Annotated in this window: 15 protein-coding genes; 9 read left to right on the top strand and 6 right to left on the bottom strand. The window is 67.0% G+C overall.

The genetic code is table 11. The annotated features are described in order from the left end of the window. Positions 1-2 precede the first annotated feature (2 nt). The 5 genes from ureC to ACAX61_RS11690 form a co-directional block, all read right to left on the bottom strand. On the bottom strand, positions 3-1715 hold the full coding sequence (ureC, locus tag ACAX61_RS11670; protein ID WP_370715012.1) for an urease subunit alpha: 1713 nt from the start codon (positions 1713-1715) through the stop codon (positions 3-5). Next, positions 1715-2020: an urease subunit beta gene (locus tag ACAX61_RS11675; protein WP_370715013.1), complete on the bottom strand. Its 306-nt coding sequence runs from the start codon at positions 2018-2020 to the stop codon at positions 1715-1717. The genes ureC and ACAX61_RS11675 overlap by 1 nt, the downstream gene beginning before the upstream one ends. Then, positions 2017-2319: an urease subunit gamma gene (locus tag ACAX61_RS11680; RefSeq protein WP_370715014.1), complete on the bottom strand. Its 303-nt coding sequence runs from the start codon at positions 2317-2319 to the stop codon at positions 2017-2019. The genes ACAX61_RS11675 and ACAX61_RS11680 overlap by 4 nt, the downstream gene beginning before the upstream one ends. Before the next feature lie 13 nt (positions 2320-2332). Further along, entirely contained in the window at positions 2333-3193 is an 861-nt protein-coding gene (locus ACAX61_RS11685) for an urease accessory protein UreD (protein WP_370715015.1), read from the bottom strand. A gap of 87 nt (positions 3194-3280) precedes the next feature. Then, the gene (locus tag ACAX61_RS11690; protein WP_370715016.1) at positions 3281-4837 is read right to left on the bottom strand and encodes an agmatinase family protein; all 1557 of its coding nucleotides are present in this window, start codon (positions 4835-4837) and stop codon (positions 3281-3283) included. 144 nt (positions 4838-4981) lie between these two features. Here ACAX61_RS11690 and ACAX61_RS11695 point away from each other — a divergent pair, with 144 nt between their 5' ends. The 6 genes from ACAX61_RS11695 to ACAX61_RS11720 all read left to right on the top strand — a co-directional run bounded on the left by ACAX61_RS11695 (position 4982) and on the right by ACAX61_RS11720 (position 11673). Continuing rightward, positions 4982-5551 carry a thioredoxin domain-containing protein gene (locus tag ACAX61_RS11695; protein WP_370715017.1) on the top strand — a complete coding sequence of 190 codons (570 nt, stop codon included), beginning with the start codon at positions 4982-4984 and terminating at the stop codon, positions 5549-5551. Positions 5552-5581: 30 nt separating this feature from the next. Next, the gene (locus ACAX61_RS11700; RefSeq protein WP_370715018.1) at positions 5582-6034 is read left to right on the top strand and encodes a (2Fe-2S)-binding protein; all 453 of its coding nucleotides are present in this window, start codon (positions 5582-5584) and stop codon (positions 6032-6034) included. Continuing rightward, a complete protein-coding gene (locus ACAX61_RS11705) occupies positions 6031-8211 on the top strand; it encodes a xanthine dehydrogenase family protein molybdopterin-binding subunit (protein ID WP_370715019.1) in 2181 nt (726 codons plus the stop codon). Before ACAX61_RS11700 ends, ACAX61_RS11705 begins: the two co-directional genes overlap by 4 nt. 105 nt (positions 8212-8316) lie before the next feature. After that, positions 8317-9117, top strand: coding sequence for a peptidyl-prolyl cis-trans isomerase (locus ACAX61_RS11710; RefSeq protein ID WP_370715020.1), 801 nt, complete (start codon positions 8317-8319; stop codon positions 9115-9117). Next, positions 9101-10117 (top strand): HupE/UreJ family protein, encoded by a 1017-nt coding sequence (locus ACAX61_RS11715; protein ID WP_370715021.1) that lies wholly within the window; start codon positions 9101-9103, stop codon positions 10115-10117. Before ACAX61_RS11710 ends, ACAX61_RS11715 begins: the two co-directional genes overlap by 17 nt. Next, positions 10114-11673 carry a tetratricopeptide repeat-containing sulfotransferase family protein gene (locus tag ACAX61_RS11720; RefSeq protein ID WP_370715022.1) on the top strand — a complete coding sequence of 520 codons (1560 nt, stop codon included), beginning with the start codon at positions 10114-10116 and terminating at the stop codon, positions 11671-11673. The genes ACAX61_RS11715 and ACAX61_RS11720 overlap by 4 nt, the downstream gene beginning before the upstream one ends. A gap of 49 nt (positions 11674-11722) precedes the next feature. Here the strand turns inward: ACAX61_RS11720 and ACAX61_RS11725 are convergent, their stop codons facing one another. Then, a complete protein-coding gene (locus ACAX61_RS11725; protein WP_370715023.1) occupies positions 11723-14200 on the bottom strand; it encodes a TonB-dependent receptor in 2478 nt (825 codons plus the stop codon). A gap of 315 nt (positions 14201-14515) precedes the next feature. On the opposite strand from ACAX61_RS11725, the gene ACAX61_RS11730 reads away from it, so the two are divergent. From ACAX61_RS11730 to ACAX61_RS11740, 3 genes are read left to right on the top strand one after another with little or no spacing between them, the layout of a single operon-like run. Further along, positions 14516-15985 carry an agmatinase family protein gene (locus ACAX61_RS11730; protein WP_370715024.1) on the top strand — a complete coding sequence of 490 codons (1470 nt, stop codon included), beginning with the start codon at positions 14516-14518 and terminating at the stop codon, positions 15983-15985. Then, entirely contained in the window at positions 15982-17331 is a 1350-nt protein-coding gene (locus tag ACAX61_RS11735; protein ID WP_370715025.1) for an agmatinase family protein, read from the top strand. The genes ACAX61_RS11730 and ACAX61_RS11735 overlap by 4 nt, the downstream gene beginning before the upstream one ends. Next, positions 17328-18818, top strand: a complete 1491-nt coding sequence (locus ACAX61_RS11740; RefSeq protein ID WP_370715026.1) for an agmatinase family protein — start codon at positions 17328-17330, stop codon at positions 18816-18818. The genes ACAX61_RS11735 and ACAX61_RS11740 overlap by 4 nt, the downstream gene beginning before the upstream one ends. Positions 18819-18860: the final 42 nt, after the last annotated feature.

Raw genomic sequence — 18860 nt, forward strand, 5'->3', positions numbered from 1 at the left:
TTTCAGAACAGGAAATAGCGTTGGGCAAAGGGCAGCACGTCCGCCGGCTCACAGGTCAGCAACTCGCCATCGGCGCGCACTTCATAGGTTTCGGGATCGACCTCGATCGCGGGCATGGCGTCGTTCAGCACCATCGAATGCTTGCCGATGCCGCCGCGCGTGTTGCGAACCGCCTCCAGCGGGCGGGCAAGGTTAAGCCGGTCGCCCACGCCGTCCTCCACCCCGGCGGCGGACACGAAATGCACCGCCGACAGCGCGCCCGCCCGGCCCAGCGCGCCGAACATCGGGCGGTAGTGAACGGGTTGCGGCGTCGGGATGCTGGCATTGGGATCGCCCATCGGCGCGGCGGCGATGCTGCCGCCCTTGATGACCAGATCGGGCTTCACCGCGAAAAAGGCGGGCGACCACAGCACCAGATCAGCCAGCTTGCCGACCTCCACCGACCCGACGATGTGCGAGATGCCGTGCGCGATGGCGGGGTTGATCGTGTATTTGGCGATATAGCGCCGGGCGCGGAAATTGTCGGCGTCGCCATCATCGGGGCCAAGTGCGCCGCGCTGCCGCTTCATCTTGTCGGCGGTCTGCCAGCAGCGGATGATCGTCTCCCCCACCCGGCCCATCGCCTGACTGTCCGACGACATCATCGAAAAGGCGCCAAGGTCGTGCAGGATGTCTTCGGCCGCGATCGTTTCCTTGCGGATGCGGCTGTCGGCAAAGGCGACGTCCTCCGCAATGCGCGGGTCGAGGTGATGGCACACCATCAGCATGTCGAGATGCTCTTCGATGGTGTTGACGGTGTAGGGGCGTGTCGGGTTGGTCGAGGATGGCAGGACATTGGCCAGCCCTGCCAGCTTGATGATGTCGGGTGCGTGCCCGCCGCCTGCCCCTTCGGTATGGAAGGAATGGATGGTGCGCCCCGCGAACGCCGCGATGGTGCTTTCGACGAAGCCCGCCTCGTTCAGTGTGTCGGTGTGGAGCGTCACCTGCACGTCCATGTCGTCCGCCACGCGCAGGCAGCAATCGATGCTGGCCGGGGTGGTGCCCCAATCCTCGTGCAGTTTCAGGCCGCAGGCGCCCGCGCGGACCATTTCGACCAGCGCGTCGGGGCGGCTGGCATTGCCCTTGCCGAACAGGCCGAAATTCATCGGCATGGTCTCCAGCGCCTGAAGCATCCGCCCGATATGCCAGGCGCCGGGCGTGCAGGTGGTGGCCAGCGTGCCATGCGCCGGGCCGGTGCCGCCGCCCAGCATGGTGGTGACGCCCGCGTTCAGTGCCTCCTCCACCTGTTGCGGGCAGATGAAGTGGATATGCGCGTCGATCGCGCCGGCCGTCAGGATGCGCCCCTCGCCCGCGATGATCTCGGTCCCCGGGCCGATGGGAATGTCGATGCCGGGCTGAACGTCGGGATTGCCCGCCTTGCCGATCGCGGCGATGCGCCCGTCGCGGATCGCCACGTCGGCCTTTACCACGCCCCAATGGTCGAGGATCAGCGCGTTGGTGATGACGGTGTCGGGCGCCCCTTCGGCACGGGTCATCTGGCCTTGGCCCATGCCGTCGCGAATGACCTTGCCGCCGCCGAACTTCACTTCCTCACCCGCGATCGTGCGGTCGGATTCGACGCGGATGAACAGCGACGAATCGCCCAGCCGTACCCGGTCGCCCGTCGTCGGGCCGAACATGCTGGCATAGACCGAACGGGGGATCGCGACCGGCATCAGAGCGGTCCCATCACATCGCCGCGAAAGCCCGTGACGATGCGGGCGCCGGCATAGGGGATCAGTGCCACGTCGCGCACCTGACCGGGTTCGAAGCGAACGGCGGTCCCGGCGGCGATGTCCAGGCGGTGACCACGCGCGGCGGCGCGGTCGAATACCAGCGCGGGATTGGTTTCGGCAAAATGGAAATGGCTGCCGACCTGAATCGGGCGGTCGCCCGAATTAGCCACTGACAGCGTGATCGCGTCGCGCCCCTCGTTCAGGACGATATCGCCGGGCAGCGTGATGACTTCCCCCGGAATCATCGGATCGGCCGATGCACGGTGACGAGCTTGGTCCCGTCCGGAAAGGTCGCTTCGACCTGGATGTCGTGGATCATCTCGGCCACGCCGTCCATCACCTGATCGCGGGTCAGGACATGGCCGCCCGAGGCCATCAAAGCGGATACCGGGTGTCCGTCGCGCGCGCCCTCCACCACATGGTCGCTGATCAGCGCGACGGCTTCCGGGTGGTTCAGGCGTACACCGCGTTCCAGCCGACGGCGCGCGACCATCGCCGCCATCGCCACGATCAGCTTGTCCTTTTCACGCGGGGTCAGGTTCATGAATCGGCCCCTTTCAGCAGTAACAAATGGCGGGCATGGTGGGCGACAGGCCAAAGATCGCCGCGCGCAGCACCCCGGCGACGCGCATCACCTCCCGCCGCAGCCGGGTGGGATCGGCGTCGATCAGACGGACAATCAACAGGCCGTCCATCGCCGTCGCGCCGCCACCGGGCGCTTCGACCAGCCCGCGCGCCAGCGCGAGCTGAGCCTCGGCATCTGGCCCCGCATAGACGAGCGTCGCCAGCGCGGTCGCATCGCCCATGCCAAAGGGCGCGCCCGCCAAATCGTCGAACGCCCCGTCGATGTGCAGCGCGTCGACCCAGACCAGCACGCCGTCGCGGCGCACGCGCCAGCCGTCGTGGATCAGGCCGCTGGCGAACCGCTCCCCCATCGCGCCGCGACCCAGCACCAGCATTTCCATCGCCAGCACCCGCGCGTCCGCCGCCATGTCGATGTCCAGCGTGCGGCGCATCGCGCTGCCGTCGAACAGGATCGCTTCCTGCGCCAGCCACTCGCACCGGCTGCCCGCACCCAGTTCGATGCGGGTCGAAATCCGCGTCGGTTCGTCGTCGGGCAGGGCGCGGTACAGTTTCTCGGCGGATTGCGGCACGATGGTTGCCGTCGCGCCGGGTTCGAGAACGATGTCCAGCGCCAGCCGGTCCCCACCGGTCAGTCCGCCGCTGGTGGTCACCGTGACGACCAGCGGGAAATCGCCGCCGCGCGCGTGCGGGAACATCAACCGCGCGGGGGCGACCTGTAACAGATCGCGAACTCCGTCGATCCCGAACACCACCCGTGCGCGCCCGTCGACCCGCTGGTGCCGCGACCGCGCGGCGGCAGAGAGGGGAAGGGCGGTCGCGCCGGTCAAAAGCATGGGGCCGACTGTGGAGTCGGCCCCGCACGGGTCACATGGGGCATATGACGTATGGGCGTTTGCCGCGCCCCGTCGCCCGATAGTCGGTTACAGCGTCTGCCCGCGCCGCGCCGGGGTGGGATAAGCACGACCACGATCCGCCGGATCGCCCGGTCCGCCGCGCCGGGTGGGCGTCGGATAATCGGGATCGACCTTTTCGGTCTTGCCGCGCCGGGCGCCCGACAGGCCTGCTTCGGGCTGACCATGTTCGGTGGTCAGGTCGGACAGATAATTGACCTGGCGAATCCCCTTCTTTCGCATCGCCACGCCGGTCAGGCAGGCATGCATGATGAAATTGGCGTTCAGCGCGCTGCGATAAGTGGGGTCGAGGATCGGCGCGAGTTCGACGATTTCGAACCCGACCAGATCATTTTCGGCGCACAGGCGGCGCACGATCGGAATCGCCTCCCGCATGGTCAGCCCGCCGGGAACCGGCGTCCCGGTGCCGGGGACGAATGCGGGGTCCAGCACGTCGACGTCGAAGGAGATGAAGAGCTTCTTGCCCGATTCACGCGCTTCCTTCAGCGCGCGCTCCATCGTCGCCTGCCAGCCGTTCTTCTCGATCTCCGGCATTGCGTGATAGCGCACGCCATTGTCGCGCATCCACTCAAAGCCCTCCTTTTGGGGCCAGGGACCGCGCAGGCCGACCTGGATATAATTGCGGCCCTGAACATGCCCTTCCTTCACCGCGCGATAGACGGGTGCGCCATGGGTGATGAAATGCACGCCCTCGCGCCCGGCATCATAATGCGAATCGAAATGGACGACGCCGAAGCTGCCCTTGCCATGCACGTCGGCCAGCCCGGCGACGTCCGAATATTCGAGGCTGTGGTCGCCACCGACGATGAAGGGGATGGCCCCGGTGCGGGCGATTTCGGCAACGCGCTGGCGCACATGGCGAACGGTGCGTTCGGTGGACATGTTGTCGACGGCGATGTCGCCATAATCGACGATGTTCAGTTCCTTTGACGGGTCGACCATGGTGAACATGTCGATCCCGCCCGCGCCATATTGATTGCGCATCGCTGCCGGGCCGCCCTTTGCCCCGCGATAGCCCGAACCCATGTCCAGCGGCGCGCCGACGATCGCCACATCGACCTTGCCCGCGACCAGATCTTCCGGGAAAATCGCGACTGGCGCCCCGGCAAAGGTGGCGATGCCGCCGCCATACACGCCGCCGCCGCGCCCGTGCAGGTAATAGCTCAGCTCGATCGGCCCCGGCTCCCGCTTGGGGTCCAGCCCGTCGGGGCGGCGCACCATCCAGCCGTTGAACCCGCTCTTGCCCGTGTCCAGCGGGATGGCGGCCATGTCGGTCTTGTGATTGAACTTCGACGCCTCAAGCGCAGCCATCGCGCCGTCGATATAGGCTTCGATTTCGGCAGGCGACTTGGTTTCCAGCCGCGCGAACAGCTTGGGATAGGAACCGGCGAACATCTCCGCCTCGTCCGAGGTCAGGAAGTCGCGCTTCTCCTTGGGCAGGCTGCCCACTTTGGCGGCCAGGGCTGCGGGCAGGGTCGGCTTGTCGTTCTGCGCCACCACGACGCCCGCCGAAATCGTCGCCGCCGCCGCCAGCAGTGCCCCCGCCATGCTGCGCCTGAATTTCATGCCTGCCCCCGTTTTCTGTCCCTAAGGTCGGCAGGGGAATCTGCCGCGGGGCGCCAATTGGCCATAAGGCTATTGACGTAGCCCGGTGCGCCTACGTCAATCGCCCCATGCTGCCCCGGCGGCGCGGGGGGTAGCGACGGGGTCATGCTCGTCGCTTCGCATTTCCTGCTCTGGATTGCCGTCATCCTGCTGGCGGTCGCTCTGTTCGCGCTTGGGCGGCAGGTCCGCCAGCTCCGGCGCGGACTGGACCCGGTGGGGCCGCCGGTGGCGGTGCCGATCATCAGCGCCGCGACGCTGGCAGGCGAATTGCTGACCATCGGCCATGCCAGCCATGACGGGCGCGCCATGCTGCTGCTGTTCGTCGTGCCGGGGTGCAAGCGATCGTCCGACGCGCTGCGCGAAGCGATCGCGCGCGTCGATCCCGACCGGATGCGGCTGGTGATGGTGGGGGAGGGGGCGTGGCCCGCCTTTGCCGACCTGGCCCGGCTGCACCATATCGCCGAACGCGACGTCATTCTGGACAGCCCGATCGCCCGCGACATGGGCATTGCCCTGCGCCCCGCGGCGGTGGTCATCGACGCGCAAGGGGTGATCCGCGCCAGCGCCGCGGTCCACAGCGCGCGACAGGTGGAGGCGCTGCTGGCCAGCCTGCCCGCCAACGATGCCGCGCCGGTGACTGGCGTGCTTGCGGACGGGGCGCAGATCAGTCGATAATTGCGCGACAGGCAACCGGGGGGTGCGGGCATGAAACTGGGGTTCAGCGTCAACGGACAGACGCGCACGGTGGAAACGGACGGCGACAAGCCGCTATTATGGGTTTTGCGCGAGGATCTGGGCCTGCCCGGCACCAAGTTCGGTTGCGGCGCGGGGCTGTGCGGTGCCTGCACGGTGCATGTCGACGGCGTAGCCACCCGGTCGTGCCAGACGGCCGCGTCCGATGTGGCGGGCCGCGAAGTGACGACGATCGAGGGGGTGGCGAACGGCCCCGTCGGCCAGCGGGTGCAGGGCGCGTGGATCGCCGCCGACGTGCCGCAATGCGGTTATTGCCAGGCGGGCCAGATCATGAGCGCGGTCGCACTGTTGACCGAAACGCCGCGCCCCGACGATGACGCGATCGACGCGGCGATGAGCGGCAATCTGTGTCGCTGCGCCACCTATGTTCGCATCCGCGCCGCGATCAAGGCGGCGGCGGCATGAGCGGCCCGGTGCTTTCGCGCCGCGCGTTCGTCGCGGCATCATTGGCGGCAGGTGGAGCGGTGCTGTTCGACCTGAACATTCCCGTAGCGAACGCTCAAGGGAGCGGCGCGATCACCGCCTTTGTACGGATCGACGCGGCCAATCGCGTGACCATCGGCGCCAAGAATGCCGAGGTCGGGCAGGGCGCGAAAACGATGCTGCCGATGCTGATCGCAGAGGAACTGGACGTCGACTGGGCGCAGGTGACCGTCGAGCAGACCCATGCCGATGCCGAGCGTTTCGGCGCGCAATCCGCAGGCGGCAGTCGCACGACGCCGCGCGAATGGCTGCCGATGCGGCGCGCGGGCGCGGTGGCGCGCGCGATGCTGGTCGCCGCCGCCGCCCGGCGCTGGGGCGTGGCGCCCGACACGCTGACGACTGGCGGCGGACAGGTGCGGCACGCCGCATCGGGCCGCACGCTGACCTATGGCGCGCTGGCGGCGGATGCGGCGGCGATGCCCGCGCCTGCTGCGGAAACGGTGCCGCTGAAGGACCCTTCGCGCTTTCGCATCATCGGCCAGCCGATCCCTGGTCCCGACACGCCCGCAATCGCCAGCGGAAAGCCGTTGTTCGGCATCGACCTGGCGCTGCCGGGCATGTTGCATGCGGTGCTGGTGACGTGCCCGGCCTTTGGCGGCACGTTCAAGCGCGCCAATCTGGACGCGGTGCGCGCCGTGCCGGGGGTGCGCCATGTGCTGACGATCAAGGGCGATGGCGAGCCGGAATCGCTGGTTGATGGCGTCGCGATCCTGTCGGAAAGCTGGTGGACCGCCAATCGCGCGCGCGACGTGCTGGAGGTGGAATGGGCCGATGCGGCGGCGCGCCAGTTCTCGAGCGAACACTATGCCGCCGCCGCCAAGGCCAAGGGCGCAGCCCCGGCCGAGATCGAGATTGCGCGCACGGGTGACGCGGCAGCCGCCTTTGCCGGTGCCGCGCGCCTGGTGACGGCGGACTATCACTATCCCTTCCTTGCCCATGCCACGCTGGAGCCGCAGAACTGCACCGCGCTGGTCCGCGACGGATCGGTCGAAATCTGGGCGCCGACGCAGAACCCTGAAGCGGGCCGGGGACTGGTAGCCAAGGCGCTGGGCCTGCCGCCGGAGCGGGTCCGCATCAACCTGATGCGGGTGGGCGGCGGGTTCGGACGGCGCTTGATGAACGATTATATGGTGCAGGCCGCCGCCATCGCCGCGCAGGTGCCGGGCACGCCGGTCAAGCTGCTGTATAATCGGGAGGATGACATCCGCCGCGATTTCTATCGCCCGGCGGGGTGGCATCGATTCCGCGCGGCGCTGGACGCATCCGGCAGGCTGACCGCGTTCGGCGATCATTTCATCACACTGGCGCGCGCGGGCAAGCCGACCAGTGGTGGCGATCTGCCCCCGGCCGAATTCCCCGCCGGTGTCGTCCCGGCGATCCTGTTCGAACAGAGCCTGATCCCCACCAACATGCCGACCGGCTGGTTGCGGGCGCCGGGATCGAACGGGCTAGCCTTTGCCTTTCAGGCGTTTCTTGACGAAGTGGCGGCCGCCGCCGGACGTGATTTGGCCTCGTTGATGCTCGAATTGCTGGCGGACGACCGTGAGCTACCGCGCGGCCCGTCGCAGCCGCCGTTCAAGACGGCGCGGGCGCGGGCGGTCATCGAAAAGGTGGTGGCGATGGCCGACTGGCAGGGGCGCGGCAAGCTGCCCGCCGGGGAGGGCAAGGGTTTCGCCTACTATCACAGCCACATGGGCTATTTTGCCGAGGTCGTGCATGTCGCGATGGCCGACGGCATGCCGCGCGTGCGACAGGTATGGGCGGCGGGCGATGTGGGCAGCCAGATCATCAATCCGCTGAATGCGCTCAACCAGGTGCAAGGCTCGATTATCGACGGGCTGGGACAGGCGCTGGCCGGGCAGGCGATCACACAGGTCGACGGCGCGGTCGAACAGGCCAATTTCGACACCCACCCGCTGATGCGGATCGACGCCGCACCAGTGATCGAAGTCGCGTTCGTGCCCAGTGACGATCCGCCCACCGGCCTTGGCGAACCGGCGCTGCCGCCCGTCATCCCGGCGCTGGTCAATGCCGTCCACGCCGCCACCGGGCGGCGGGTTCGCACACTTCCGATCACGGCGGAGATGTTCGAGGGCTGAACCCGCCATGCGTCATTTGACGTAGAGGGCGGGCGCGGTGCCCCCGGCATACTCGCGGCATCACGTTTCGCCGGGATTGGGGCCGAATTGGGGATAGCCGCGCCGATGCGCCATCACGTTGCCGTCGCCCGCCATGCCATGGCGCGCGATCCCTTCGTCATCTTCCTGATCGTGTCGGCGGCGATCTTCGCACTCTACTGGGTCGCCAGTGACCGGCGGGAGACGATCAGCGTCCCCGCCGCCGTGCAGAAGAGCCTGTCCGACGATTATGAACTGATGACCGGCAAGCAGCCCGACGCGGCGGCGAAGGCGCGGCTGATCGACGATTATGTCGCCAACGAACTGCTGTTTCGCGAAGCGGTGGCGCGCGGCATGCACATGACGGACAAGGCGACCAAGCAGCGCCTGATCGACCGTGTGCGCTTCATGATCGCGGGCGTCCCCGCCGAACCGAGCGAGGATGCGCTGATCGGCTATTACACCGCGCATCCCGAACTTTATCGCGCCGAACCGCGCATGTCGGTGCAGCATGTGTTCTTCGAACGCGCGCCCGGCGATCCCGCCGGGTTGCTGGCCCGGTTGCGCGCAGGCGGAACCGTGGCGGGCGACGATTTCTGGATGGGGCACGACCTGCCCGATTACGGCATCTCGATGCTGCGCGGCATGTTCGGCACCGCATTCCTGAAACGGTTGGAAGCGGCGAAGGCGGGCGAGTGGTTCGGGCCGGTGCAATCGACGCGCGGCTGGCATTTCGCGCGCGTGACCGAACGCGGCCCCGCCCGCGCGCTGCCCTATCCCGAAGCGCGAGATCAGGTATTGCAGGATTATCAGGCGCAGCAAACGGGTGCGGCGGTCGCCAGTGAAGTCGACCGGCTGAAGGCGGCCGTCAATGTCGATGTGGAATAACATGCTGCGGCTGTTGCTGGCGCTGGTTGCGGTGGCGGGACTGGCGGCGCCCGCCGCTGCCGATGTGTTCCGCATCGGCGAATTCGCCTTCACTCCGGGCGAGGGACCGGGCCAGTATGAACTGAGCGCGACCATGCCCGAATTGCTGGCCAGCAACGATCCGCTGACGCTGCCCGACGGCTGTGTCGAGGCGGGTCGCGAGCGCGCCGTCGACGCGACGCTGGCACGGCTGTCGGTCGAGATCGCGTGCGAGCAACCGCTGGCGCCCGGCGACCGGATCGTCACGCCATGGGCGGTCGACGGCGCGACCTTTGTCTCCACCATTTCGGGCGCGCCGGTGCGGCGTGCCTTGCAGCCGGAGGGGGACAATATCGTCCTGCCGGTTGGCGAAACCGCCGTACAGCAGCGCACGCTGCCCCAGGTCGCGGTCGAATATACCTGGCAGGGGATCGTCCACATCCTGGGCGGGTGGGACCATCTGGCGTTCGTGCTGTGCCTGTGCCTGCTGGCACGCGGGCGGCGATTGCTGGCGCTGGTGACGACGTTCACCATGGGCCATTCGCTCAGCCTGGCGCTGGCGTTTTTCGACGTGATCCGCGTGCCGGTGCCGCCGGTGGAGGCGGTGATCGCGCTGTCGATCGCGTTCATGGCGCGCGAAGCGATCCGCGCGGGCGGCGGCCATGTCGCCACGCACCGCGAATATCGGCGGCAACTGGCGGTGGTGGCGGGGTTCGGCCTGTTGCACGGGCTGGGTTTCGCGACCGTGCTGCGCGAATTGGGCGTCCTGCCGGACGAGCGGCTGAGCGGGCTGTTGTTCTTCAACGCCGGGGTTGAGCTGGGGCAGCTTGCCTTCGTGTCGGCGGTGCTGGCGGTAATGGCGCTGGCGGGGCGCGTCGGACAACAGCAGCGCGTTCGGATGGCCGCGCTGTACGGCGCCGGGATTACCGGCTGTTTCTGGATGATCGAGCGCGTGGCGGGCTTTACGCCGGGTCTCGCGTGACGCTGGCGGCACGTGCGCGCGCGGCGTTGGCGCGTGGCGACCTGCCTGGCGCGGCGGACGCGGCGTTGGCGCTGACACGCGAACAGCCGTCGCACTCCGACGGCTGGTTCTTGCTGGCCCTGACTGCCGCCGAACAGGGGCAGGTGCAGCGCGCGTTGACGCTGATCGAAGCGGCGCTGGAGTGGGGGAGCGATGCCGAGCATCTGGCGCAATATGCCCGCCTGTTGATCCTGGCGCGGCGCGACGGCGAAGCAGGCGATGCGGCGCGCCGGGCGCTGACGGCGGGACCGGTCGATGCGCGCACCTTTGACACCGTCGGCTGCGTACTGGCGCGGCTGGGCGATCATGAGGGGTCGGTCGCCCCTTTCGAACGCGCCGTGACGATGGCGGGGGATAATCCGTCCTATCGCTACAATCTGGCGGCGGCGTGCGGCTTTACCGGGCGGGTCGCGGCGGCGCGGGACCATTATGAGGCGATCCTGGCGGATAACCCCGGCGATGCGCGTGTGCATTACGCGCTGTCGATCCTGTCGCGACAGACCCCCGATGATGCGCCGGTCGCGCGGCTGAAGGCGGCACTGGCGGCGGCAAGCGTGCCCGCCGACCGCCTGCGGCTGAGCTATGCGCTGGCCAAGACGCATGAGGATCTGGGCGACGCGGCGGCGGCGTTCGCATATCTGTCCGCCGCCAATGCCGAACATCGCCGCGCGATCGGGTACGACTTCGCTCAGGACGCCGCCATTTTCGATGCGGTAGAGGCGGCGTTCGCGCGTCTGTTGCCGCCGTCGCCCGGCGATCCCGATCCCGCGCCGATCTTCGTCGTCGGCATGCCGCGCACCGGCACGACGCTGGTTGATCGCATCCTGTCCTCCCACCGTGATGTCGGATCGGCGGGCGAGCTTCAGGCAATGCCATTGGCGGTCAAGCAGATGGCCGCCACGCGTTCGCGCATGGTGATCGACGCGCAGACGGTGGCGGCGGGGGCGACCGCCGATCCCAGCGCCATCGCCGCCGCCTATCTGGCGCGTGCACAGCATCATCGCCCGGCGGGCAAGGCGCGCTTCGTTGACAAGCTGCCGGCCAATTTCCTGTATGTCGGCCACATCGCGCGTGCCTTTCCGAACGCGCGGATCGTGTGTCTCAGGCGGCATCCGATGGACACGGTCTGGAGCAACTACAAGAATCTGTTCGCCAGCCAGTCGGCCTATTACGCATACAGCTATGACCTGATCGACACGGCGCGATATTATCAGCGGTTCGACCGGCTGATGGCGCTGTGGGAGCAGCTGTTTCCCGGCCGCGTGCTGCAATTGTCCTATGAGGCGCTGGTCGCGGATCAGGTGGAGCAGACGCGCCGGTTGCTGGACCATGCGGGGCTGGCATGGGACGATGCCTGCCTGTCCTTCCACGAAAACCGCGCTGCGGTGGCGACGCCCAGCGCGGCGCAGGTGCGGCGGCCCTTGAACGCCGATGCGGTGGCGCGATGGCGGCGGCATGAAGCGGCGCTGGCACCGGTCGCCGACTGGTTCGTCGCAAACGGTATCCCGATCGACTGAGATAAAAAAAGGGGCGGCCGGCCGCAAAGCCGCCCGCCCCCGATCCGGATTAGAAGGTGACCCGACCCTCGACCCCGATCACGCGCGGCTGTGCGACCGAGCGCGCATAATAGCGCCCGATGATGCCGTCGTTCACCTGGCGATAACGGGTCAGGTCCTGGCTGACGCCGGTGATCGCATATTTGTCGAAGATGTTGTTGGCGAACAGGCTGATGTCGAACCCGCCAAAGTCCATCGTCGCCGATGCACGGTGCATCATATAGTCGGGCAGCGTCTCACCACCGGCACGCGCACCCGGCCGGGTGACGATGTCGCCGGTATAGGTCGCCGTCCAGTTCAGGCGCAGCGTGTTCTCACCCACCGGCGCGGTATAGACCGCCGAAACCGCACCCGAATGTCGCGCCGAACCCGGCAGGCGGTCGCCTGCCTGCGCGTCGACGAAACCGTCGGCGGTCGACAACAGCGCTGGGGCATCCTCGGTCAGCTTGGCGTCGAGGTACGAATAATTGCCGCGCAGCGTGAAGCGGTCGGTCACGCGCCCGTTGAACGAGAAATCGACACCGCGCGACCGGGCCGCGCCGCCATTGGCGGTGATGCCGATATTGCCGTTCACGGTCGAGCTGGACAGCTGGATCCCTTCCCAGTCGATGTTGAACACCGACAGGTTCAGGCTGAGGCGCCGGTCGAAAACCTGGGCGCGCAGGCCGAGTTCGATGTTCTTCGTTTCATCGGGATCGAACGCCAGCTCGTTGGGCAGCGCGCACAGATTCTGACCCGGCGGCAGCGGCAGCACGCACGGCGCAACCCGGTTCACGCCGCCGACGCGATAGCCCGTCGAATAGGTGGCGTAAGCGAGGATGTCGGACGTGAAGTCGAACGACGTATTGACCTTCCAAACCATGCCGCTGGCGCTGGTGTCGCCGCTGCGGATGCGCGACGGGTCGATCTCAAGACTGGGATAGGGCATCCGGCGACGGCCCGAAGGCGTCATCGGCGTGTCGGACCCGCCGGTGATGGCCGTGTCATAGCTGTAGTAACGCAGCCCGCCGGTGATCTGCCACGGTTCGATCGGGCGGAAGGTTAGCTCACCGAACACTGCCATTTCCTCGGTCTTGGACCGGGTGAAGGACACATATTCGGCGCCGTCGGGTCGATTCAGGCCGTTGTAGAAGCTGCCGTAAATGTCGCGCCCCTCTTCCGAAACCGCGAATTCGGCAAAGCCCGGCAGCCGTTCCACACCCGTCGAGGTGACACGCATCTTGTTATAGAAACCGCCGACAACCCAGTTGAACGGGCCGCCATGGGTGGAGACGAAGCGGATTTCCTGGTTGAACTGGTTCCGTTCCGACGTGCCCGTCGTGTAACCGGCAAAGGCGGGGAACAGTTCGTAATCATAATCCAGGTCGATCAGCAGATCGCTGACGTCGGTGACGGTGTTGGTGCGGCTGTTGGTGAAGGCCGAAACCCAGACGCCCTTGGCGATATCGCCCAGCGTCGCTTCCATTTCGAGGCTGACGAGATGGGCATAGCGCTTGGACGGTTCGGCAAAGCGCCACGGCGCTTCATATTTGCCCTCTCCGAACGCACCGCCGCCGGTCGCCTGCCGACCGTTCGAACGCGTCTCCTGAAAAACGTAGGAGAGATAGGCGTTGAAGTCGGGGACCGTGATGCCGAGCTGGTTACGCGTGGTGAAGGTGCGTTCCCAGTTCATGTCGTCCTGCGGCGCGAAATTCGCGGCCTGCTGTTCGGGGGTGCCGGCGGGATTGTCGACGCCGCCCGGCTGCGGGATCGATACGCCCGGCGTCTTCACGATGAACGGATAATCGATGAAGCCGGGATCGTAATAATAGCCGGTGGCGCTGCGGAACGCCATCACGTCGCGGATGATCGGCAGGTTGATCGCGGCATCGACGACATAACCGACGCCGCCCGAATGCGCGACGTCATACACGCGGGCATGGCCGTATCCCTCGACCCGGCTGGCGTCCGGACGGTTGGGAATATAGCGGATCGCGCCCGCCAGCGTGCCCAGACCGTAAAGCGTGCCCTGCGGCCCCAGCAGCGTTTCGACGCGCTGAAGGTCGATCAGCTTGAAGTCCAGATACAGCGGCACGTCGCCCAGATAGGTACCGAACGCGTCGTCATTATTGTTGCCGCCCGCGCTGGTATCGTCGGCGGACAGGCCGCGCATGACGATCGTGCCCGCCCCGCGCGGACCCGTATCGGTGACGGTGATGCCCGGCGTAAATGCACCCAGGTCGCGCACGTCGTCCAGCCGTTCGGCTGCCAGTTCGGCGGACCCGATTGCAGAGATGTTGATCGGCGTATCCTGAATGGTGGTCGCGCGGCGGGTTGCCGTCACGACGATCGAATCGTCGCTCTGCTGGGCCGCGCTGGCCCCCGCCAGCATATCGTCGGCGACTGCCTGTTCGGTGGCGATCTGCGCTGCGGCGGGTGAAGCAAAGGCCCCGCCCGCAAGGATGGTGGCCGACGCCAGCCCGATCCTGAACTTCTTTTGGTACGACATGCCTTACCCCCCTGTGGTGGTCGTGTCTTGCGGTTTTCAGGTTCCTCTCGCCGTGACCCGCCCTTGTTGTCTGGCTGTCCGACCGGCCGGGCCAATGCGCCACGGTCGCCGTCGTCGGGTCTTGCTGGGGGAAGGCTATGGATTCGGCGCTTCCGCAAACATGGGGCGAATGACGTAGGATCGGGGGTGCCCCCCCTTCTACGTCATTCGCCCCATTTGGTCGGGCGGCCCGGGCGGTCAGGAAAAGGCTTCGACGAACGGGGGTTGTCGACAAGGGGCGCCCCATGATCCGACGGATCGTAGCCGGAGACCCGAATGCCTTCGATAAGCGCTGTCACGGGCTGGAGCATGGCGGGCATCGCCGCCATGGCGACGCTGGTCGGCGGGCAGGTGCAGAATGCAGCCACACCCGCACCACAGCTTCCCGCCACCGATAATGTGGAGCCGATCAAGCCGCTGGAAATCCCGGAGGATGTGGCCGAAAAGCTGACCGCACTCGATCAACCGCGGCTGGACTTTCTGAAGAGCGGCGTGGCGGCACGCTATGTCGACAAGGAAGCGATGTTCGAACGCTTCCGCACCGCCAAGCCGGCGGAGATCGCCGCTTATGTCGATGCGGTGCGTCAGGTGTACGAACAGGGCGAGTTCAAGGCGGGCCGCGACCGCGCATCGATCCCGCTCGACGTTCGCTCACCGATGTTCAACGCCTGGAAGCTGCGCCGCCCGGCAGTGATGGACCCCGCGCGAGAGGCGGGGCCGGTCGACCTTCGCCGCTATCTGGGCGGCTATGGCGGCGGCTTCGCCACCTTTGCCAACGCGCCCGTCGCTTTCACGCCTGCGGACCTGAAGGCGGGCAAGGTTGATGTGGCCATTGTCGGCGCGCCGCTGGACATGGGGTCGGGCTGGCGTAACGCCATTGACGGGCCGCGCGCCATGCGGATGACGGGCGGTGCGGGCGGCAACGACATGTATTCGATGATCAACCCCAACGGGGCACTGAACATCGTCGATTATGGCGACATCGCCATCGATCAGAACTCCACCGAGCGCAGCGTCGACCATGTGCGCGAAATGGTGCGCGAAATTGCCGAGACCGGGGCGATCCCGATCGTCATCGGCGGCGACCACAGCCTGGAATATCCCAACCTTGCCGGTGCAGCGGACGTGCATGGCAAGGGTACGGTCGGCGTCGTCCATTTTGATTCGCACTATGACGCCGCGCGCAACCGCGTGCATCAGCTCGACCACGGCCAGCCTGTCTATCGCGTGATCAGCGAAGGCCATGTGAAGGGCAGCAACTACATCCAGGTCGGCCTGCGCGCGCGCGGCCCTGACCTTGAGACGTTCGGGTGGATGCGCAACAAGGGCATGCGCTATCACACCATGGTCGAGGTCGAGAAATGGGGCTGGGACAAGGTGATGGCCCGCGCGCTGGCCGAAGCGCGCGATAACGCCAAAAAGCTGTGGATCAGCTTTGACGTCGATGTGCTGGACCCGGCGTTCATGCCGGGCACCGGCACCCCCGTTCCCGGCGGCCTGACAATGCGGGAGGCGCAGCCGATCATGCGGCGCCTGTGCGCCGAAAACGACATTGCCGGCATCGATATCGTCGAAGTCGCCCCGTATCTGGACACCAGTTACAAGACCGCGCTGAACAGCAATTACCTGCTGAACGCCTGCCTTTCCGGCATCGCGATGCGGAAAAAGGGGCTGAAGCCCGGCTATTTCAATCCCGTCTCGGTCGAACATGGCCGGGACAATTATTACGGGGACCGTAAATCATGACCCGAGCGTCGCTTTTCGGGCGAGTGGCGGCTGCGCTGCTCGTGGCCGCGATCCCTGTTGCCGGCGCATGGGCGCAGGACGCCGATCCGCTGGCATCGCTGAGCGCGGAGAAGCGCGCATTCCTGTCGGATGCCGCCACGCTGGAGCGTTTCGGGCTGACGCCGGAAAAGCTGCGGATCGCGCTGGCCGGGCGCACCCCGCAACAGGTCGACGCCTATGCCGCCGCGTTGATGGCGCTGGTCGAGGATGCAAAGTTCAAGCCGGGCCGCGACGCGGGTGAGATTGCGCTCAATCCCCAGGCGCGCGGCTGGAATGCGGGCACGATCGTCCGGCCCAAGATCCTCGACAAGGTGAGGCGCGACGACGGGCCGTTCAGCCTGAAGCGCTATATGTACCAGCGCGCCGGCGTGCCGACCTTTGCCGACGCGCCGGTCGCGATCCGTCAGGAGGATCTGGTCGCGGGCAAGGTCGAGGTCGCGTTCGTCGGCGTACCGCTGGACTTCTCGTCCGGCTGGCGCGACGCCAAGCACGCGCCAGAGGCGCTGCGCGGCATGGACGGGCTGGTGGGGGCCGATGCCGATGGCGGGGTCGATCCTGGGCTGGTCCTGAACCTGGCCGACTACGGCAACCTGACGATCGACCCGATGGCACCCGACCGCGGGCTGGACCATGTTCGCGCGATGCTGGGCGACATGGCCAAGATCGGCGTCGTCCCCTTCATCGTGGGCGGCGACCATACGCTGATGTACCCGGACGTGGCGGCGATGGTCGATGCCTATGGCACCGGCAATGTCGCGGTGGTTCAGTTCGACGCCCATGCCGATGCCGAGCTGGACGGCGACCATATGATCTCCGACAATCAGACGCTGACCCGGCTGATGGGCGAGCAGATCGTGCGCGGCAGCGACGTGACGCATGTCGGCCTGCGCGGACGCGGCGCGACTGGCGCCACGCGCGCGCGGCTGACGCAAGCGGGGGTCAAGCTGCACCCGATGCAGGCAATCGCCGCGCGCGGGTGGGAGCGGACCACAGACGACATCATCGCCGGGTTGAAGGGCGGGCCGGCCAATGTCTTCGTCTCGTTCGACATGAGCGTGCTGGACCCCGGCGACGCCCCCGCATCGGGACGCCCCGTGCCCGGCGGCATCACCATGCGCGAGGCGATCCCGATGGTGCGGCGCATCTGTTCGGAAACCAGGGTGGTGGGTTTCGACCTGCTGGATACCGCACCCATTCTTGACCCCACCTATGTCACGCGGATGAGCGCGAACTACATCCTGCACGCCTGCCTGTCCGGCATCGCGATGCGGAAAGTCGCGGGCACCCGCACGGCGTCGGCACGATGACGTCCGCCAGCGCCGTCACCGGCTGGAGCCTGGCCGCCGCCGCCGCCATCGCCACGCTTGGCGGGGATATGCAGCAGACGCCAAACCCGCCGCCGCCGATCCCGGCGGAGGACATCATGGGCAATCCTAAGCCGCTGGAACTGCCCGAAGACGTCGCGGCCAAGCTGGCGCCGCTGCCCGCCGAACAGGTCGCACTCATCAAAGGGGGGCTGACCGGCCGTTATGTCGACAAGGACACCCTGTTCGAGCGCGTCCGCACGATGCCCGCGCCCGAACTGGCGGCCTATATCGCGGCGATCGCGGCGCTGCACGAGCAGGCGGAGTTCAAGGCCGGGCGCGACAAGACGACGATCACGCTCGACACCAATTCTCCCAATTTCAACGCGTGGAAGCAGAAACGCCCGCTGCTGCTCGATCCCAAGCGCGATCCGGGTCCGGTAGACCTTGGCCGCTATATCGGGGGGCGGGGCGGCGGTTTCGCGACCTTTGCCGGGGCGCCGGTTGCCTTTACGCCCGAAGACCTGAAGGCGGGGAAGGTCGATGTGGCCATTGTCGGCGCGCCGCTGGACATGGGGTCGGGCTGGCGCAACGCCATCGACGGGCCACGCGCGCTCCGGATGACGGGCGGCGCGGGCGGCAACGACATGTATTCGATGATCAACCCGACATCGGCGCTGAAAGTGGTCGATTACGGTGACATCGCCATCGACCAGAACTCGACCGAGCGAAGCGTCGAGCATGTGCGCGAAATGGTGCGCGAAATCGCGGCCACCGGGGCGATCCCGATCGTCATCGGTGGCGATCACAGCCTCGAATACCCCAACGTCGCCGCCGCCGCCGATGTGCACGGCAAGGGCAAGGTTGGCGTCGTCCATTTCGACTCGCATTACGACGTGGGCCGCAACGGCGTGCATTGGATCACGCATGGCTCCCCCGTCTATCGCGTGCTGCACGAAGGGCATGTGCGGCCACAGGATTACATCCAGGTCGGCCTGCGCGCGCGCGGTCCCGATCTGGAGACGTTCGGTTGGATGCGCAACAAGGGCATGCGCTATCACACCATGGTCGAGGTCGAGAAATGGGGCTGGGACAAGGTGATGACCCGCGCGCTGGCCGAAGCGCGGCAGAACACCAAGAAGCTGTGGATCAGCTTTGACGTCGACGTGCTGGACCCGGCGTTCATGCCGGGTACCGGCACCCCCGTTCCCGGCGGGCTGACGATGCGGGAGGCGCAGCCGATCATGCGGCGCCTGTGCGCCGAGAACGACATTGCCGGCATCGATATCGTCGAAGTCGCCCCGTATCTGGACACCAGTTACAAGACCGCGCTGAACAGCAATTACCTGCTGAACGCCTGCCTTTCCGGCATCGCGATGCGGAAAAAGGGGCTGAAGCCCGGCTACTTCAACCCCGTCTCGGTCGAGCATGGCCAGGACAATTATTACGGCGTCGCGCGCAAGCGTCCGGCGGCGGCAAAGCGGCGCTGAGGCGCGATATACGTCATTTGCTCGATACCCCGCGCACCACCG

The organism is Sphingomonas sp. IW22 (assembly GCF_041321155.1).
GTDB lineage: Bacteria > Pseudomonadota > Alphaproteobacteria > Sphingomonadales > Sphingomonadaceae > Sphingomonas.

Excerpts from the sequence above, each read along its gene's own strand:
- ACAX61_RS11680 (WP_370715014.1), bottom strand. The coding sequence starts at position 2,319 with ATGAACCTGACCCCGCGTGAAAAGGACAAGCTGATCGTGGCGATGGCG.
- ACAX61_RS11735 (WP_370715025.1), top strand. The coding sequence starts at position 15,982 with ATGACCCGAGCGTCGCTTTTCGGGCGAGTGGCGGCTGCGCTGCTCGTG.
- ACAX61_RS11695 (WP_370715017.1), top strand. The coding sequence starts at position 4,982 with ATGCTCGTCGCTTCGCATTTCCTGCTCTGGATTGCCGTCATCCTGCTG.
- ACAX61_RS11675 (WP_370715013.1), bottom strand. The coding sequence starts at position 2,020 with ATGATTCCGGGGGAAGTCATCACGCTGCCCGGCGATATCGTCCTGAAC.
- ACAX61_RS11710 (WP_370715020.1), top strand. The coding sequence starts at position 8,317 with ATGCGCCATCACGTTGCCGTCGCCCGCCATGCCATGGCGCGCGATCCC.
- ACAX61_RS11740 (WP_370715026.1), top strand. The coding sequence starts at position 17,328 with ATGACGTCCGCCAGCGCCGTCACCGGCTGGAGCCTGGCCGCCGCCGCC.
- ACAX61_RS11705 (WP_370715019.1), top strand. The coding sequence starts at position 6,031 with ATGAGCGGCCCGGTGCTTTCGCGCCGCGCGTTCGTCGCGGCATCATTG.
- ureC (WP_370715012.1), bottom strand. The coding sequence starts at position 1,715 with ATGCCGGTCGCGATCCCCCGTTCGGTCTATGCCAGCATGTTCGGCCCG.
- ACAX61_RS11725 (WP_370715023.1), bottom strand. The coding sequence starts at position 14,200 with ATGTCGTACCAAAAGAAGTTCAGGATCGGGCTGGCGTCGGCCACCATC.
- ACAX61_RS11715 (WP_370715021.1), top strand. The coding sequence starts at position 9,101 with ATGTCGATGTGGAATAACATGCTGCGGCTGTTGCTGGCGCTGGTTGCG.
- ACAX61_RS11690 (WP_370715016.1), bottom strand. The coding sequence starts at position 4,837 with ATGAAATTCAGGCGCAGCATGGCGGGGGCACTGCTGGCGGCGGCGGCG.
- ACAX61_RS11700 (WP_370715018.1), top strand. The coding sequence starts at position 5,582 with ATGAAACTGGGGTTCAGCGTCAACGGACAGACGCGCACGGTGGAAACG.
- ACAX61_RS11730 (WP_370715024.1), top strand. The coding sequence starts at position 14,516 with ATGCCTTCGATAAGCGCTGTCACGGGCTGGAGCATGGCGGGCATCGCC.
- ACAX61_RS11685 (WP_370715015.1), bottom strand. The coding sequence starts at position 3,193 with ATGCTTTTGACCGGCGCGACCGCCCTTCCCCTCTCTGCCGCCGCGCGG.